Source organism: Candidatus Eisenbacteria bacterium (assembly GCA_035577985.1).
Classification (GTDB): Bacteria; Desulfobacterota; Binatia; order DP-6; family DP-6; genus DATJZY01.
Window position 1 is genome coordinate 1 of the sequence record DATJZY010000054.1, and the last position, 17087, is coordinate 17087.

Annotated in this window: 15 protein-coding genes; 9 read left to right on the plus strand and 6 right to left on the minus strand. The window is 68.3% G+C overall.

Annotation, left to right across the window (positions count from 1 at the left end; genetic code table 11):
- From VMS22_08565 to VMS22_08575, 3 genes are all read left to right on the plus strand, one after another.
- A partial coding sequence (locus tag VMS22_08565) for an adenylate/guanylate cyclase domain-containing protein (GenBank protein HXJ34081.1) occupies positions 1-324 on the plus strand: 324 nt, incomplete at its 5' end.
- A gap of 64 nt (positions 325-388) precedes the next feature.
- Positions 389-649: a hypothetical protein gene (locus VMS22_08570; protein ID HXJ34082.1), complete on the plus strand. Its 261-nt coding sequence runs from the start codon at positions 389-391 to the stop codon at positions 647-649.
- A gap of 97 nt (positions 650-746) precedes the next feature.
- Positions 747-1460 carry a hypothetical protein gene (locus VMS22_08575; protein HXJ34083.1) on the plus strand — a complete coding sequence of 238 codons (714 nt, stop codon included), beginning with the start codon at positions 747-749 and terminating at the stop codon, positions 1458-1460.
- Here the strand turns inward: VMS22_08575 and VMS22_08580 are convergent.
- Together VMS22_08580 and VMS22_08585 are read right to left on the minus strand one after the other, a co-directional pair.
- Positions 1457-2263 carry a DUF4239 domain-containing protein gene (locus tag VMS22_08580; GenBank protein ID HXJ34084.1) on the minus strand — a complete coding sequence of 269 codons (807 nt, stop codon included), beginning with the start codon at positions 2261-2263 and terminating at the stop codon, positions 1457-1459. The genes VMS22_08575 and VMS22_08580 overlap by 4 nt on opposite strands.
- Positions 2264-2299: 36 nt before the next feature.
- Positions 2300-2815: a hypothetical protein gene (locus VMS22_08585; GenBank protein HXJ34085.1), complete on the minus strand. Its 516-nt coding sequence runs from the start codon at positions 2813-2815 to the stop codon at positions 2300-2302.
- A 313-nt stretch (positions 2816-3128) separates the two neighbouring features.
- Here VMS22_08585 and VMS22_08590 point away from each other — a divergent pair, with 313 nt between their 5' ends.
- The 5 genes from VMS22_08590 (at position 3129) to VMS22_08610 (ending at position 8901) form a co-directional block, all read left to right on the plus strand.
- On the plus strand, positions 3129-5711 hold the full coding sequence (locus VMS22_08590; GenBank protein ID HXJ34086.1) for a DUF3604 domain-containing protein: 2583 nt from the start codon (positions 3129-3131) through the stop codon (positions 5709-5711).
- Between the two features lie 82 nt (positions 5712-5793).
- The gene (locus VMS22_08595) at positions 5794-6711 is read left to right on the plus strand and encodes a peptidylprolyl isomerase (GenBank protein ID HXJ34087.1); all 918 of its coding nucleotides are present in this window, start codon (positions 5794-5796) and stop codon (positions 6709-6711) included.
- The gene (locus VMS22_08600) at positions 6708-7727 is read left to right on the plus strand and encodes a HupE/UreJ family protein (GenBank protein ID HXJ34088.1); all 1020 of its coding nucleotides are present in this window, start codon (positions 6708-6710) and stop codon (positions 7725-7727) included. Before VMS22_08595 ends, VMS22_08600 begins: the two co-directional genes overlap by 4 nt.
- Entirely contained in the window at positions 7724-8320 is a 597-nt protein-coding gene (locus VMS22_08605) for a HupE/UreJ family protein (GenBank protein ID HXJ34089.1), read from the plus strand. Before VMS22_08600 ends, VMS22_08605 begins: the two co-directional genes overlap by 4 nt.
- The gene (locus tag VMS22_08610) at positions 8317-8901 is read left to right on the plus strand and encodes a HupE/UreJ family protein (GenBank protein ID HXJ34090.1); all 585 of its coding nucleotides are present in this window, start codon (positions 8317-8319) and stop codon (positions 8899-8901) included. Before VMS22_08605 ends, VMS22_08610 begins: the two co-directional genes overlap by 4 nt.
- 4 nt (positions 8902-8905) lie before the next feature.
- On the opposite strand, the gene VMS22_08615 is transcribed toward VMS22_08610, so the two are convergent.
- Entirely contained in the window at positions 8906-11461 is a 2556-nt protein-coding gene (locus VMS22_08615) for a cation-translocating P-type ATPase (GenBank protein ID HXJ34091.1), read from the minus strand.
- A 167-nt stretch (positions 11462-11628) separates the two neighbouring features.
- Here VMS22_08615 and VMS22_08620 point away from each other — a divergent pair, with 167 nt between their 5' ends.
- Positions 11629-13083, plus strand: a complete 1455-nt coding sequence (locus tag VMS22_08620) for an NAD(P)/FAD-dependent oxidoreductase (protein ID HXJ34092.1) — start codon at positions 11629-11631, stop codon at positions 13081-13083.
- 26 nt (positions 13084-13109) lie between these two features.
- Here VMS22_08620 and VMS22_08625 read toward each other — a convergent pair whose 3' ends face one another.
- The 3 genes from VMS22_08625 to VMS22_08635 all read right to left on the minus strand — a co-directional run bounded on the left by VMS22_08625 (position 13110) and on the right by VMS22_08635 (position 17061).
- Positions 13110-13976, minus strand: coding sequence for a hypothetical protein (locus VMS22_08625; protein HXJ34093.1), 867 nt, complete (start codon positions 13974-13976; stop codon positions 13110-13112).
- A 161-nt stretch (positions 13977-14137) separates the two neighbouring features.
- Complete coding sequence (locus VMS22_08630) at positions 14138-15361, minus strand: cytochrome P450 (protein HXJ34094.1); 1224 nt, start codon at positions 15359-15361, stop codon at positions 14138-14140.
- Positions 15358-17061, minus strand: a complete 1704-nt coding sequence (locus tag VMS22_08635; protein ID HXJ34095.1) for an amidohydrolase family protein — start codon at positions 17059-17061, stop codon at positions 15358-15360. The genes VMS22_08630 and VMS22_08635 overlap by 4 nt, the downstream gene beginning before the upstream one ends.
- Positions 17062-17087 lie beyond the last annotated feature (26 nt).

Here is a 17087-nt window from a genome sequence, read left to right on the forward strand (position 1 = left end):
ACCGGCGACGGGTTCCTCGCAGCGTTCGACGGCCCGGCGCGGGCCATCCGCTGCGCCAAGGACATCACTGCCGGCGCACGCCGGCTCGGCCTCGACGTGCGCGCGGGGCTCCACACCGGCGAGTGCGAGGTGCGCGGCGACGATCTGACCGGCCTCGCGGTGCACATCGGAGCGCGAACCGCGGCCATCGCGGGGCCCGGCGAGGTGCTCCTCACCCGGACCGTCCACGACCTCGTCGCCGGCGCCGGCTTCGAGTTCGACGACCGTGGCGAGCACGAGCTCCGCGGTGTGCCCGGGCGCTGGCACGTGTATGCGGCGCGGTGACGATTCCGGCGAGACCTCGGGCGAGGCCATTGACGGCGCTGCCGCCCGCGCCTATCGGCGGCGCATGGCCGTTCGATCGCGCACCGGTACGCTGGTCTTCGCCGTCGCGCTGCTCGCCGTCTGCGGCGGTGCGCAGGCACGCGACGAGGCGAAGGCGTACTGCAAGCAAGGCTGCGAGGACGCGCTCCAGAGCTGCAAGAGCGACTGTCGCAACGAGCGGGATTCCGGGACCGACCAGGAGACGTCCCGATACGCGGGCTGCGACGCGAGCTGCCACAACGCATACGCCAGCTGCAAGAGCGACTGCGAGAACGCGCAGCCCTGAACGGTCCCGAGCCTGTAGGACACGGGCCGAGTCCTGCACGAGGGAGCGGCAGCGTCCCGCACGTGACGGCGCGCCGATCACGGCCGGCGCGCGCGGCGTGATCGCGAGCGACGGCGAGCTTCTCCGCGATGCGCTCCGGCCGCCCGATGACGCCGCCCGGCGTGTAGACGAGCCAGCCGTCCGCGAAGCGGCCGACCGCCTCCAACACCTTCGGGCCTCCCCCGGCGAGCCAGAGGGGCGGCGGGACGCCCTCGAAGGGCGGCAGCTCCACGACGGCGTCTTCGAGCTTCCAGAACCGCCCGTCGTACGAGATCGGCTCCTGCGTATCGAAAAAGGTGCGCACGAGCCGTGCCGTCTCGGCGAGCCGCGAGTCGCGGAAGCGGTGGTCGTAGCCGTACGGACCGATGTTCTTCCACTCGCCGGCGGCGAGCACGAAGATCGCACGCCCCTGCGTGAAATGCTGCGTCGTCAGGAACTCCTGCGCGAGGATCGCCGGGCCGCGGCGGATCGCTTCGAGCGCGCCCTGGCCGATGCACACCCGCCGCGTGTGCCGACCGAGGACGCTCATGAGCGGCTGGAGCGCGAACTTCGCCGCGAGCTTCGGGTTCGTCCGCGCGCCGTCGCAATACTCGGGCGTCCACAGCCGATGCGGGTGCTGGAACTGGAGCTGATCGCCGGACCACACGTGATCGAAACCAGCCGCCTCGAGCGCCTGCGCCGACTGGATCACCTGCTCGACCGGCGGATAGCTCGACGTGAACGTGCCGAACGTGAGCGCGGCGGGGTTCAGGCGCGGCACGGCGGAATCTAGTTCGGGCCCGCGGCCGGGAGGTCGTGATTCATGCTCTCGCGGAGATCGATCAGCGCCTGATCGAAGGCGTCCACGCGAATCAGCCCCAGACGCGGGTACTCGATGTCCAGGATCACGTACACGGCCATCGCCACGACGAGCGCGAAGCCCAGCATGTGGACGCGGGTCCGCAACGTGTCGCCGACCATGCCGTAGCCCGCCATCAGCGAGGCCGCGAGCGCCAGCGCGAACAGCATCGCGAACACGACGACCGGCGGATGCATCTGCGTCGCCATGTATCGGGTCGTCGTGATGTCGATCATGGCGTTGAGAGCCGGCAACAGAAGTATCGCCGCCGCCGGCGCGGCGTCCTTTGCCCTGCTGGCCGTCACTGCTTCGCCCCAGATCCGGGTCTGCAGCTCGTTGGCGCGCAGGAAATGCTCCTTGGCGGCGGCGACGTCCGGGAGCTTCCGATACATCTCGATCCGCGCGTCGAGATAGCGCCGGAAAAGGTCGCGGAGGACTGGTTGGCTGTCGGCCGGCAGCAGGTCGAGTCGGAGGTAGGCCGTGCCGATGTCGTTGGTCTCCTCCACGATCAATTCCCGTCGCGCGTCGAACCTCGCGCTCGCGCCCGAGAAGGTGAACGCGATGAGGAGTCCGAGCAGGCCGAAGATCGCCCCGTCGACCGCACCGATCCCCGCCGCGTCGCCGTCGGCTTCCTTCAGCGCGCGCTTGCGGCCCAGGTGACGACCGACCTGCAGAAGCAGCAGCATGCCGAGAAGCAGACCGAGGGCGAGCAGGAACACGATCACGGCGTGGTTCATCGGGAGTCTCGCGAAGACGTTCCGGCGAGCGTCGCGTTAGAACACGGCCAGGAAGAACGGATGCGGTTCATTCAAGGTGCCCGACGCGTTCACCGTGTAGGCGAAGACGTGGTGGTCGTCGTTCATGCCCGGATCGCACGTCACCCGCCCCGCACCGCCCCCGCACAGTCCGACGTTGACGCGTCCGTCACCGGCGCTCTCCGCGTCCGTGTACGCCGTGGTCGCTTGAAGTACCTTGCCCGCGAGACTCTCGCCGAAGTCGAGCACGTGGGCACCGCTGTCGGTGAAGACGACCGAGATGCCGCCGGACTGGGCGAGGATCGTGCCCGTCCCCGAGACGAGCGCCCAGCGCGCCCCCGGGCCCGGCGCGCCCGGTGGTCCCTGCATCCCCGCCGTCCCGACGACGCCGAGGTCCGCGGCGGAAACGGCCTGCTCGCGCTTCTTGCAGGTGTCGGAGCGGAGCGCGAGGGAGCCATTCTTCCGCTTGCAGACCACGGCCTCCGCCGACGTCATCGCCATCATCAGTGTCAGCAGCACGATCGTCGTTCGCATGGGCGCGTTCTACGATGCACGGTCGGCGCGCGACAACTCGCGTCGGCTGGAGCGCGCACCGGATCGCACGGACGGTCGGGCGGGGTGCTCTGGCAGGTCCGCCGGCGAACGGGCGGATTACCCCGGGTTTGGGCCCCCACCACGCGCTCGCGCCCGACTTTGCAAGCCGCTGGATCTCAAGGGCGTTGGCGCAGGATGGCAAGAACGGCGATCCAAAGCGAAGTACAGCGGGCGCAGCACGAGCACGACCCTTGCAGGTGCTCTCGTGGCACGAAGCGCCACTGGGAGACGGCTTCGAAAGGAAAGCGACGCGATGCGCTGTGTGATTCGTGGTGCAACCGTTTGGATCTTGGCCTTCGGGTTGTCGGTCGCGAGCGTGGTATCGGCCCTCGCGCAACCCAACCCCGAGCGCAACGCCTACTTCGGCGAGACGCACATCCACACGAGCTGGTCGGTCGACGCGTGGGTGATGGGGAACCGCCTCACCGGCCCGGCCGAGGCTCTGAAGTACGCCCAGGGCGAGACCATCAAGCACCCGATGGGCTACGACATCAAAATCGACACGCCAATGGACTTCATGGGCGTGACCGATCACTCGGAGTACGTCGGGGTCACGCGCGAGGCCAACACCCCGGGGTCCTATGTGAGCAAGATACCCGCGGCGCAGCCGATGATCATGAAGGATCCGAACAGTTCAGAAGAGCAGAACAAGGTCTTCTCGTACCTCCTCAAGCTGGGCTCGAGCGCGCCGGTCAAGGCGTTCATGGACCCGAAGGTCACGGCCACGGTGTGGAAGGAAAACGTCAAGATCGCCGACGAGAACAACCATCCCGGCAAATTCACCGCGTTCTGCTCGTACGAGTGGACGTCGATGCCCGGTAATCGCAACCTGCATCGGAACGTCTTTTTCCGTGCCTGCGACAAGGTGCCGGACTACCCGTTCAGCGCGCTCGACTCGAAGCTCCCCACGGACCTGTGGAACTGGATGGACGCGCAGCGCAAGAGCGGTAACGAGCTGCTCGCCATCTCGCACAACGCCAACGTCAGCGACGGCTGGATGTACCCGGTCGACGTCGACAATACGACCGGGAGGCCGATCGATGCGGCCTGGGCGGCCGCGCGCGATCGCAACGAGCGCCTGGTCGAGATCAAGCAGGGCAAGGGGCAGTCGGAGACCCATCCACTGCTCTCGCCCAACGACGAGTTCGCCAGCTACGAGCTCTATGAGGCCATCCTCGGCCTTCCGGGCACCGTCGGCCGCATCGACCACATCACGGGCAGCTACGGGCGGCAGGCGCTGAAGGACGGCATCACCATGCAGGACGTGCGTGGCTACAACCCGTACAAGCTCGGAATGGCGGGCGGCTCGGATTCGCACAACACCGGCAGCCCGTACCGGCAGGACAATTTCTACGGCCTCCACGCCGACGCCGACGGGTCGGTGGAGCGCCGCTTTGCCGGGGTCTTGATCGGCGGCAGCATGGACGTGCGCCTGGAGAACCCGGGTGGTCTGACGGGCGTGTGGGCCGAGGAGAATACCCGGGCGTCCCTGTGGGACGCGATGTACCGCAAGGAGACCTTCGGCGTCAGTGGGCCGCACATCAAGGTGCGGTTCTTCGGTGGCTGGGGCTACAAAGCGGACATCCTGAACGCCGCCGACTGGGTGAAGCAATCCTATGCCGGCGGCGTCCCCATGGGCGCCGACCTGTCGCCGGCGCCGTCGGGAAAGGGTGTGACTCCGACGTTCGTCGTGTGGGCCATCAAAGACCCGAGCTCCGCCAATCTCGACCGGGTCCAGATCATCAAGGGCTGGAGCCAGAACGGCCAGAGCTTCGAGAAGGTCTTCGACGTCGCCTGGTCCGGCGACCGCAAGCCCGACAAGTGGACGGGCAGGGTCCCCGCCGTCGTGAGCACGGTGGACGTCGAGAAGGCGACCTATACGAACGACGCCGGGTCGGCGGAGCTGAAGACGGTCTGGACGGATCCGGAGTTCGACCCGAGCCTGCACGCGTTCTACTACGTCCGGGTCCTGGAGATCCCGACGCCGCGCTGGACCCTGATCCAGGCCGTGAAGACGGGTCTTCCGCCGCCCGACGTGGTGCCGCTGACGGGGCAGGAGCGCGCCTGGACCTCGCCGATCTGGTACACGCCGTCGGCCGACGCGCGCAAGAACGCACCGGCGGGGATGACCGTCGCCGACCTGAAGAAGAAGGGCGCGACCGTCTTGGGCGACGCACAGCTGAAGGCACTCGTCGTCGGCAAGGCCTTCTGGCTGCAGAACAACGTGACCGGAGAGCAGTTCAGCGAGAGCTTCACCGACGAGGGGCACATGATCGTGTCCCGGGTCGGCCGGTACGCCAACGTGCCCAGTGGCTACGGCAACGTGATGCGCGACGGCTACGAGGGGACGACCATTCCGTACAAGATCACGGACGGCAAGCTCGTCACCTTCGTCTCGCAGGACCCGTACGCGGTCACGTTCTACAAGCTCGGGAACACCTACTACGGCGCGCGCAGCAACGAATTCGGCTACGCCAACTACGAGATCCTTCCGACGCCGCAGATCGCGATCAACCCGCTGACGGAGATGAGCAACCAGTTCTCGATCGAGCTGGGCCTGACCGAGCAGCAGAAGCAGCAGATCGTCCCGATCCTGAAGGACGAGGTCACGCAGCTCGGAACGTTGAAGAAGAACACTTCTCTCAGCGCGGTGCAGAAGGTCGAGCAGCTGCGGAAGATCGGCGAATCCTTCGACGTGAAGATCTCGCCGCTGCTCAATCCGGACCAGCAGAAGAAGTTCCAGACGTTCCGCGAGCAGATGCGCAAGCGGATCATCGATCAGATGGCAGGCGAGGCGGCGGAGAAGGTCGAAGGCGCGCTGAAGCGCGCGCTATAGAGGTGAGCGGCAGGGGCGCCCACTCGCACGACGATCGGGGTGGGCGTCCGAATCGATCCCGCCGCACGTCTTTCCCACCGCGATGATGCGCTGGCTGCGCGAACCGCTGCTCCACTTCCTCGTGTTGGGGCTCGCGCTGTTCGTCGTGAACGGCTACATGAATCGCGGCCGCAGCGGCGTCGAGCCGTCCAGGCAGATCGCGCTCACGCTCGACGATCTCCGGCAGCTGACCCTCTACTTCGAGTCGCAGTGGCGTCGACCTCCGACCCCCGAGGAGTTCGGCCATCTGGTGGAGGACAAGGTCCGGGAGGAGGTCCTGTATCGCGAAGGGCTGGCGATGGGTCTCGACAAGGACGATACCATCGTCAAGCGCCGGCTGGCGCAGAAGCTGCAGTTCCTGGCCGAGGACGTCGCCGCCGCGCACGAGCCGGACTCGGCGGAGCTGAAGGCCTGGTACGACCGGCACCGCGACGAGTTCGCGCTACCGGGCCGCATCACGTTCCGGCAGCTCTACTTCTCGCCCGACAGCCGCGGCGCGCATGTGCGGGCGGATGCCGAGGCGACGCTGGCAAAGCTCGCCCGCCAGCCCATCGACGCGCCCATCGCGGGCTCGCTCGGCGACTCGTTCATGCTGCAGGACTACTACGGCGATCGCACGTCCACGCAGCTCGCCAAGGACTTCGGACCGGCTTTCGCGCAGGCCGTCTTTCAGCTGAAGCCCGGTTCGTGGCAGGGGCCCGTCGAGTCCGGCTTCGGGTGGCACCTCGTGTTCGTGGATTCGTTCGTTCCCGGCCGCTCGCCCGACTTCGAGGAGGTCGAGCCGGACGTGAAGACCGCCTGGCTTTCCCAACAGAAGGCCGAGGCGTGGCAGAAGGCATACGACGCGATGCGTGCCAAGTATGCGGTGCTGTTGCCGGCGCCACCGGCCGGCGAGTCCGCTCCTCCTGCTTCTCCTCCCGCGACGGACATTCCCGCACCGTCGGGTGAGGGGCCCTCGTGAATCTCTTGCAGCGCCGGGTTGGGTGGTGCGCGTGCCTGCTCCTCGCGATGGCCGTCGCTGCCGGCACGGCGTCGGCTCACGAGAGCCGGCCCGCCTATCTCGAGATCAAGGAGACGGCCCCGGGTCGCTTCACCGTGCTGTGGCGCACGCCGGTGTTGGCCGGCATGCACCTGCCCGTCGCGCTCAAGATCCCCGCCGGCGTGCAGAACGTACAGGAGCCCACCGTCGAGGAGCTCGCGGATTCGCTCGTCGAACGCCGCTCGATCGACGCCGGGCCGGATGGACTGGCGGGCAAGCGCATCGAGTTCCCCGGGCTGCAGCTCACCATCACCGACGTCCTGGTCCACGTCGAGATGGCCGACGGGAGGACGTGGACGACGATTGCGCGCCCGTCGCAGCCGTGGGTCGAGATGGCCGCGTCGCAGACGTGGATGGAAGTCGCGACGACGTACGTGGTGCAGGGGATCCGACACATCCTCTTCGGGGCCGACCACATGCTGTTCGTGCTCGGCTTGCTGCTGATCGTGCACGACCGCTGGATGCTGCTGAAGACGGTGACGGCGTTCACGGCGGCGCACAGCATCACGCTCGCCGTCGCAACGCTCGGCTACGCGGAGGCGCCCACCGAGCCGCTGAACGCAGCGATCGCCCTCAGTATCTTGTTCCTGGGGCCCGAGATCGTTCGCACGTGGCGCGGCCAGACGAGCTTCACCATCCGCCATCCGTGGGTGGTGGCGTTCGCCTTCGGGCTGCTCCACGGATTCGGCTTCGCGACCGCGCTCACCAGCGCCGGTCTCCCTCGGAGCGAGCTGCCGCTGGCGTTGGTCAGCTTCAACGTCGGCGTCGAGTTCGGGCAGGTCGGTTTCATCGCGCTCGTCCTGGCGCTCGAGCGGTCGTTCCACGTGCTGCAGATCCGTTGGCCCCGCTGGGCACAGGCGCTGCCGGGCTATGCGGTCGGCACGCTGGGGGCGTTCTGGACGTGGCAGCGCCTCGCGATTCTGTTCGGGATCACATGACGGGACACGGGCGACTGCGTCGGGCGATCACGGTCCTCGCGATCCTCAACGCGCAGACCGCGCTCGCGCACGTCCAGCGAGGCGAGGCCGCCGGCTTTCTCACCGGCTTCCGCCATCCGATCTCCGGATGGGATCACGTGCTCGCCATGGTCGCCGTCGGACTGTGGGGCGCTCAGCTCGGAGCGCCCGCGATCTGGGTGCTGCCCGTCGCATTTCCCCTCGTGATGGCGATGGGTGGGATGCTGGCGTTGATCGGCGTGCCGCTCCCGGGGATCGAGGTGGGCATCGCGGCATCGGCCGTGCTGCTCGGGGCGGCGGTGATGTTCGAGGTGCGCCCGCCGCTCGTCGTCGCGGCGTCGCTGGTCGGCGTCTTCGCCGTCTTTCACGGTCACGCGCACGGGACCGAATTGCCGGCGGGCCAGAGCGCGCTCCTCTACAGCATGGGGTTCGTGATGGCGACCGGATCGCTGCATGCGTTGGGCATCGGCATCGGCACCGTCCATCGCTGGACGTGGGGCCGGACGTTGCTGCGTGCGGCCGGCGCGGTGGTGGCGACCGGCGGCATCTTCTTCATGTGGAAGGCGCTGGCATGAGAGCCGGTGTCGTCGTTGCCGTCGTTCTGATCCATTGCGTGCCGGCCGAGGCGCACCTCAACTCGACCGGCATGGGGCCGGTCTACGACGGCGTGGCGCACTTCTTCACGAGCCCGGAAGACGCGGTTCCCGCGCTCGCACTGGCGTTGCTGGCCGGACTGCGCGGCGCCGCATACGGTCGACGTGCCGCGTTCACGCTGCCTGCCGCGTGGCTCGCGGGCTGCATCGCCGGCATGACCGCCACCACCAGTGCGGGCAACGCCGTCCTCTCGTCGTTCTGGTTCCTGCTGCTCGGCGGCATGGTGGCCGCCAACGTCGAGCTCTCGCTGCCAATGCTTACGGTGCTGGCGTCGGGGCTCGGTCTGGTCCACGGCTACATGAACGGCACCGGGATGGGGCATTCGGAGCCCGCGTTGGTTGCGGTTCTGGGGCTGGTTTCGGCCGTGTTCGTCCTGAGCGTTCTGGTCTCCGCCGTCGTCGTGAGTCTGCGCGCCGAATGGGCGCGGATCGCCGTGCGCGTCGCCGGGAGCTGGATCACCGCAAGTGGGCTCCTGATGCTCGGCTGGGCGTTCCGTCGGTGACGGCCTAGACCAGCCGACGGTCGATGCGCAGCACATCGACCCACGCTACGCTCGCCACTGCCAAGAGCGCCGAGACCACGAGCGCCCCCGCCGACGGAACGCCGAATCCGAACACGTCGCGCAGCCACGGGACCCCGAGGATCAGCGCCAACGTCGCGCTCGCGCCCGTCGCGACGGCGAGCGCGGTGCGATTGCGCCAGAACGACTTCAGCCACGCCGCGCGCGTCCAGCTCTGGTTGGTCGCGATGACGGCGAGGTTCCCGACGACGAGCGCCGTGTAGGCCAACGCCCGGGCCACCTTCTCTCCCGTCTCGTACGCCGTCGCCGTGGCGAAGATCGCCAGAACGATGCTCAGCAGGCCGATCCCTTGGAGCACCCCGATGACCAATATGCCCGACGTGAGGAGGGGCGCGTCCCGCCGTCGCGGCGGCCGCGTCATGATCCCACGCTCCTCGGGCTCGGCCTCGAACACCAACGAGCACGCGGGATCGATGATGAGCTCCAGGAAGACGACGTGCACCGGGAACAGGATCAGCGGCCAGTCGAACAGCACCGGGACGAGCGCGATACCCGCGATCGCCACGTGGACGACCAGCACGAACGTGGACGCCTTCCGCAGGTTGTCGTAGATCCGACGTCCGAGCCGTACGGCGTCGACGATGGAGCCGAATGCATCGTCGAGCAGGACGAGCGACGCCGCCTCACGGGCCACGTCCGTGCCGCGGCCCCCCATCGCAATGCCGACGTGCGCCGCCTTGAGCGCGGGAGCATCGTTGACACCATCGCCCGTCATCGCGACGACCTCGCCCCGGCTGGCAAGCGCCTCGACGAGCCGCAGCTTCTGATCCGGGGCAATGCGCGCGAAGACGCTCGTGCGCGACGCGACGTCTGCGAGCTCGCCGGCGGACGTGCGGGCGAGGTCCGTGCCGACCGCGACGTCGAGGGACGTACCGAGCCCCACTTCGCCGGCGATGGTCCGCGCGGTCATGGCGTGATCGCCGGTGAGCATCACGACACGGATCCCCGCGCCCCGGCATTCGGCGACCGCATCGGGAACGCCGGCGCGGACCGGGTCGTGCAGTCCCACGAGGCCCAGGAACTCGAACGTGAAGTCATGCTGATCTTCGGGCAACGCCCGCCGCTCGAAGAACGCTCTGGCGACGGCCAGGACCCGCAGGCCGCGCGCGCCCATCACGTCCGCAGCGGCGCGGACGTTCGCTATCCACGCTGGTTCGGCGTGGCAGAGGTCGAGGATCGCCTCGGGTGCACCCTTGGCCGCGATGACGTAGCGCCGCGCGTCGGGCGCGCTCCACACGTGCGAGAGCGCCAGCAGGCGCTGCGACAAGGGATACTCGCGCTCGAGCGCCCAGTTGCCGTGGAGATGTTCGGTCCCGCGAAGCCATTCGTACGCGAGATGGTGGAACGCGCGCTCCATCGGATCGAAGGGATTGCGCTGGCTCGCGAGCACCGCGAACTCGACCAGCGCGTGGAATGTCTCGGGCAGGCCGTCGGCCGCTGATCGGTCCACGGTCCACACGGACTCGCCGACGCGAAGCTCGCGCACGGTCATCCGGTTCTCGGTGAGGGTTCCCGTCTTGTCGACGCACAGCACGGTGGTCGCGCCGAGCGCCTCGATCGCCGGCATCCGGCGCGTCAGCACATGACGCTGCGCGATCCGCCATGCACCCAGGGCGAGGAGCACGGTGAGGATCACCGGAAACTCTTCGGGCACGAGGGAGATCGCGAATGTGAGCCCGACCAGGACGCCTTCGAGCCAGCTCCCGTGCCGAAGCGCGTAGACCACCGCGGCTGCGACGCACACGAAGAGCGCGACGCTGCCGACCACGCGCACGAGCAGATGCATCTCGCGCTGGAGCGGGCTCGGCTCGGGCGCGAGTGTCGCCACCGAATGGCCGATGCGGCCCACGACGGTGCGTGGTCCAGTTGCCTGCACGAGGGCGATCCCCTGCCCTGCCACCACCAGCGTGCTGGAGTACACGTGCGGCGATCCGTCGCCGCCGGGCTCCATCGGTGCGACATCGGGGGAGCCTGCCGTCTTGCGAACCGGCACGGCTTCACCGGTGAGGAGCGACTCGTCGACGAGCAGGTGCTGCGTCCAGACGATCACACCGTCTGCGGGCACGCGATCGCCCTCCGCGATGACGACCAGATCGCCGAGCACGACCTCCCGTCCGGCGATGCGTCGGTGCTGCCCGTCGCGGATGACGAGCGCCCGCGGGCTCGACAGATCTCGTAACGCCGCGAGCGTGCGTTCCGTCTTGCCTTCCTGCACGAGGTCGATCGCGATCACGATCCCGATGGACGCGAGAAGCAGCGTCGCCTCGCGTGGCTCGCCGATCAGCAAGTATACGACGCCCACTCCCACCAGGAGGGCGATCATCGGCTCGACGAGTATGCCGAGCAGGATGGAGAGGGCGGATCGGCGTTCCTTGCGAGGGAGTTCGTTGGGACCGTCCGCCTGGAGGCGTGCGCTCGCCTCCGCGTCGCTCAGACCGCGAAGCGTCTGAGGATCGACGGGTTCGGGCGGGGATCCGAGCATCTGCACGAAGACGCGTCTCGTACCCCGCGAGCATCGCCTAGAGCAATGCTCCTCGCGAACGTGGGCGGCGCCGCCCGCTGCGGTCGTCCGAGCTGATCAAGCGCCCAACGCTGCCACCCTGGATTTACTCGCAAGCAGAACTTCGATACCGAACCGAGGTGCTTCGGGTGCCCATTCGCTTCGCCGTCATCGGGGCCGGGATGGCCGGCATCCTCGCTGCCATCAAGTTGCGCGAGGCGGGCTGCGACGACGTCGTCGTCTACGAGAAGGCCGACCGTCTCGGCGGGACCTGGCGCGAGAACACGTATCCCGGTCTCTCCTGCGACGTGCCGTCGCACTTCTACAGCTACTCGTTCGCGCTCAATCCCGAGTGGACGCACCGCTTCTCGCCGGGGGCCGAGATCCTCGCGTACTTCGAGGACGTCGCGCGGCGCTCGGGAGTGGACGCTCTCATCCGCTTTGGCCGCGAGGTGACCCGCTGCGCATTCGAGCGCGGCCGATGGCGGCTCGGGCTCTCCGACGGATCGACCGACGAGGCGGACTTCGTCATCGCTGCGACCGGGGTGCTGCACCATCCGGCATATCCGGACATTCCCGGTGTCGCCGACTTTGCGGGACCGTGTTTCCACAGTGCGCGCTGGGACCACGACGTCGCGATCGCCGGGAAGCGCGTCGGCGTCCTCGGCACCGGGTCGAGCGCGATCCAGATCGTCGGGGCGATCGTGGACGAGGTCGCCGAGCTGCAGCTCTTCCAGCGCACGCCGCAGTGGGTCGCGCCGATGGAGAACCCCGCCTACACCGACGAGGAGAGAGCGACGTTCCGCCAGAGCCCGGCGGCGATGGAAGCGGTCCGGGAGGCGGTGAGCCGGGCGCTCACCGACGGGTTCGCGAACGTGCTCTCGGACGCGACGTCTCCGGTGCTGCAAGGCATCCACGACATGTGCGTCGCGCATCTCGAGCGCAGCGTGCGCGATCCCGGGCTGCGCGAGCGGCTGCGGCCGAGCTACCGCGCTGCGTGCAAGCGTCTCATCGTGTCGGATCGGTTCTACGAGGCGATCCAGCGTCCGAACGCGACGCTGGTCACCGAGGGCATCGAGCGCGTCGAGCCTGCCGGCGTCCGGACGCGCGACGGCGTGCTGCACCCGCTCGACGTGCTGGTCCTGGCCACCGGCTTTCGCGTCGATCGCTTCGTGCGCCCGATGCGGGTCGTCGGCGATCACGGCGCGGTGCTCGACGACGTCTGGTGCGAGGGGCCGTTCGCGTACATGACGCTGGCCGTCCCGGATTTCCCGAACCTCTTCATGTTGAACGGACCCAACGGCCCGGTCGGGAACTTCTCGCTGATCGAGGTCGCCGAGCTGCAGATGACCTACGTGCTCCAGATGATCGAGCGGGCTCGATCCGGCGCGTTCCGCGTGACGAGCCCGTCGCGCGAGGCGATGGCCCGCTTCGACGCCGAGCGCCGGAAGGCCGCCACGACGACCATCTGGAACACGGGCTGCAAGAGCTGGTACCTCGACGCCTCCGGGCTCCCGACCGCGTGGCCGTTCACCTTCGACCGCTTCCGCGCGGAGATGGCGCAACCGCGCTTCGAGGACTGGGTCGTCCACGACGGCGTCTGACGATCCGGTCCGGCGGGCGGCGCGGGCTAGGGAATCGACGTTTGCACACCGCCCACGGTGCCCACGCCGAAGCCGATCGTGAACCCGGGGGACTGCGCCGGCAGCACCGGGAAGCATTCCGGCGCGAGGGCGATCGTGCAGCGATTCAGGTAGCACACGCGGCAAGCCCGGTCCGGCTGGTCCGCATCGAGGCAGTCGTTCGGCGTCAGGCACGGCCTGGCGACATCGGGCGAGCACGTGGGACCGCGGTTCGTGGTTAGGCAGAAGCACGCCTGCGCGCAGAAGCCGTCGTCCGCGCAGAAGCCGACGGCGCAGGCCGTCGCCAGCCCGTCACAGTCGACGTCGCCCCCGCACGGGATGCGCGAGGGAATCACGAGGAGCGTCGTCGTGGTCGGAATCGGAATGGTGCTCGACGTGCTGGCGACCGTGGTCGAGGAGGTCGTCGACGGGCCGACCAGACGCACGCTGGTGGTCGTGATCGGTCCGGAAGGGCCTCCAGGAAAGCCGGTCGTGCTCGTGGTGGTGGTGACCGTGGTCGTCGTGACGACGATGCATGAGGCCCGGCGGAGAGCCGGCCGGCAGCGCAGCACCAGCGTCGCAGGCGCCGCGCCCGGAGACACCACGAGGCGCTCGCGTCGGGTGCGTCCCGCCGGAACCGTGAACGCTTCCGTCTGACACGACTCGGGCCCGCACACCGGCAGCTCGAACGTGCAGGCGTCGTCACAGGTCGCGCCGACGTCGCACGCGACGAGCCCTTGGCCGGAGCGCTCGGCACGGTCGGCGGTCGCGCCGTCGCGACACGATCTGCGGATCGTGCGCGCAGACACATCGCCGACGGTCATCGCTGCCGCGACGACCGTGAACAACAGCACGCAACGCGAGGCTCCGAGCATCGAGTCTTCCCGTATCTCTGCTACCACCGTGCTCGAAGCCCGGCTACGGGTTTTTGGCCGGCCGTATGCGTCTACTTCCGGCATCCGACCTGCCTTGTACTATGCCATCCCCGGGGTCGCCGTCCTCGTCGCGCACCCTCTCCGTCGCTGGTTGGCCGTGTTCACCAACCCGGGCCGATCTCGACGGGCAGCGTCGTCGGTCGCCGAAAGGGGCCGATGGTCTGGTACTCGACGAGGTCCTCACGGCAGCGCGAGGCGGGCGGCAGGATGTCGAGCAATGCTTCGATCATGACGCCGATCTCCTGGCGGGCCAGGTGCGCGCCCAAGCAGTAGTGCAGGCCGTGCCCGAAGGTCATGAGGTCGGACACGTCACGAGTGACGTCGAAGCGATCGGGATCGTCGTACACCGCCGGATCGCGCCCCGCGCCATCGATCGACAGGATCAGCATCTGCCCCTTGCGGATCTGCTTCCCGCGCAGCTCGAAATCGCGCATGGCATACCGTGTCGGCCCGGCGATCCCGCCCATGCCGAAGCCCGTACGCAGGATCTCGGACACCGCGTTCGGAATCCATTCCGGCTCGCGGCGCAGCTTCTCCATCTGATCGGGATGTGCGAGCAACTGCCTCGCCGCCACCATGCCGCCGATCGCCGTGGTCTCGCTTCCCGCGGCGATGAGCCCGGTGACCATCATGATGATCTCGTCGTCGGTGAGCCGGTCGTCACGATCCTGGGCTCGAATGAGATCGGAGATCATGTCCTCTTCGAGCGTCAGCCGGCGGACCTGGCTCAGCGTGCCCACCCACATGGCGATTTCGAGAAACGCCGCTTCGCCCGCCTGCTTCGCCGTATCGTCCGCCAGCGGGAGGATGCCGCGAATCGCCGTCTGCGCGAGCCGTCCGAATCGGCGCTCGTCGTCGCCCGCGGGCGGAATCCCGAAGATGCGACTGATCACGGCATACGGGATCGGGTCGGAGAACGTGCTCATCAGATCGATCACTCCGCTCTTGCCGCGCAGCGGCGCGGCGAAACGCTCGACCGTCTCGCGCACTTGCCGATCGTAGCGCTTCACGGCGCGGGGCGTGAGGGCAACCGAGAACAGCCGTCGCAATCTCGAATGCTCTTCGGGAGGGAGGGTGAACAGACTGTGCTCCTCCACCCAGCGCATGTAGCTTCCCTTCGCCGACGGCTGAAAAAGCTCCCAGTACGAACGATCCGGGGTGACGATCTCCGCGTCGCTGAACAGTCGCTTCACGTCGTCGTGACGCAGGATCACCCACAGGCCGAGCGGCGCCACGAAGTGCACCGGGTCCTCGTCCCGCAGCTCCTTCAGCCGGGGATAGGGATCCTCCATGTACGTCGGATCGAGAAAGGGCGACGGGGTCATTGCATCGCTCCGTGGCGGAGGAGCCGGCCCGAGTGCCTGCCGGTTTCGCAGTCGTCCTCGATCGTGACCTCGCCGTTGACGAGCACGAAGCGGTAGCCACGTGCGCGCTGGATCCGCCGCCATTCGCCGCCCGGGAAGTCGTGGACCACCTCGGACGGCAGGCATTCGAGCTTCGCGAGATCGTAGACGACGATGTCGGCCGGTGCGCCTTCGGCGAGCGTGCCGCGATCGCGGAATCCGGCGCAGTGGGCGGGCAGCGCCGACAGCCGCCAGTGGGCGTGCTCGAGCGAGCACATGGCCTCCTCGCGCACGATGCGGGAGAGGAACTCGGTCGGATAGCGACCGCCGGTGAAGAACTTCGTGTGCGCGCCGCCGTCGGAAACGCCGGGCACGATCCATTCGTAGCCGACGATCTCGCGCAGGGCTTCGCGATTGACGTTCGCCGGCTCGGCGTAGAACACGGTGCGCAGATCGTCGGCCACCGCGACGTCGAGCATCGCGTCGACGGGGTGTTTGCCGGTGCGGGCCGCAACTTCCGCGATGGTCAGATTCTCGAAAGGCTTCGTTTCCGGTGCGAAGGCGTCGACGATCGTGATGTCGGGGATCGGCACCGTCACGATGCCCGACTGGTAGTCGCGAAGTCGCGGGCGCCGCGCGGGGTCAGCCAGCTTTTGCTTGCGCTCGGCTACGGAGCCGACCGTGGCCTCCATCCATGCCGGATCGTCGTCGAAGAGGTTCCAGTCCTCGAACGTGAAGGTGAAGGCCGCCGTGGTCGTGACGCCCTGTCCGTATACGCGGACGCCTCGCTGGCGGCACGAGTCGAGCCACGCGATCAGGACGCGGTGCGCCTCGGGGTGGCGCACGAACGATTGGACTACGTTGTACAGGATGGGCCGCCCGCTCACCTCGGCGAGCTGCTCGATGTGCTGGAAGTCGTGCGAGCCGTCGGCCGTCGCGAGCGCCATCTGCATGAACCCCTGATTGCGCTCGGCGAGCACCGCGGCGAATCGCAGCGCCGTCTCGTCGTGCATGACGTCGGTGACCATCGGGCCGCCGTCGTAGTCGCGCTGCACGGAGCCCGGCCCCTCGGGATGGAGGCGCTGCGCCGACCAGCCGCAGCCGCCCGCGTCCATCGCTTCGCCGAGCAGGCGGCAGAGCTCCCGATGCTCGGCCTCGGTCGGGAGCACGCCCGCCTTGGCGCGCTCGAAACCCATCACCCATATCAGCAGCGGCGCGACCGGCACATACGGGAGGACGTTGACTGCTTTCGGCGCGCGATCGACGCTGCCCAGGAACTCCGGGTACGTCACCCAATCCCACGGCAACCCGCTTCGCATCGACTCGTAGGGGATCGCCTCGACGCGCGTCATGGTCAGCATCGCGCGCTCGCGCATTTCGGGCCGAATGGGCGCGAATCCGAAGCCGCAGTTGCCGATGACGGCCGACGTGACGCCGTGCCAGCCCGAGAGCGTCAGGTAGGGATCCCAGAAGAGCTGCGCGTCGTAGTGCGTGTGCAGATCCACGAAGCCGGGCGCGACGACCATCCCGCCCGCGTCGAGCGTTCGCCGGCTGGCGGCCGAGGGCAGGCGCCCGATCTTCGCGATCCGCCCGCCACGGATGCCGACGTCGGCGCGATATCGCTGCGCGCCGGTCCCGTCGATCACGATTCCGTCTTTGATGATGACGTCGAAATCCTGCATCTAACCCTCCCGAAGTCCCCGAGCGA